This window comes from Collinsella sp. AM29-10AC, assembly GCF_003469085.1.
Taxonomy (GTDB): domain Bacteria; phylum Actinomycetota; class Coriobacteriia; order Coriobacteriales; family Coriobacteriaceae; genus Collinsella.
Genome location: NZ_QSKB01000069.1, coordinates 1 through 558 on the forward strand (window position 1 = coordinate 1; position 558 = coordinate 558).

Genomic DNA, 558 nt, shown 5'->3' on the forward strand with positions numbered 1-558 from the left:
GTCAAATCACGGTTTGTAGAGATATTCGCATCCTTTGATGGCTGTGAAAAACTCCCGCTATGCAACTGCGTTGATTGTGTCGAGTCCGGAAAGAGCCCAAAGTGTCTGACGACTCCGCGAGCTGGATCGGAGCCAGCTGTCCTTAAGCTCAGTGCCATTTCTACTGGTACATACTGCGAGGATCAGAACAAGGCGCTTCCACTCGACAGCGAGCCTGTTATTAGCAAGTTTGTGCGGGATGGCGACATCCTTCTCGCTCGCAAGAACACTCCCGAGCTTGTTGGGCGCTCTGTTCTCGTTAGGCATACTGATGGCGGTATCATGTTTCCAGACATAGTGTTTCGTATGCATCCGTTGCCTATCGTCGACGGGGCATATCTCTCTCATCTGCTTTCCGAAACGATGCTTAATTCGATTCGTTCGCTTGCGCATGGCTCTGCTAAATCAATGAGTAATATTCCAAAGACCGAACTTGAAAAGCTGTTGATTCCGATACCACCCGCAAGCCTTCAGCGCCAGTTCGCCGACTTCGTCACCCAGGTCGACAAATCGCAATTT

The 558-nt window shown here is 50.4% G+C and carries 1 protein-coding gene; it reads left to right on the forward strand.

What is annotated here, in order from left to right; all coding sequences use genetic code 11:
* Window positions 1-321: 321 nt before the first annotated feature.
* On the forward strand, window positions 322-558 hold a 237-nt coding region (locus DW754_RS11100), incomplete at its 3' end, for a restriction endonuclease subunit S (protein ID WP_199411507.1).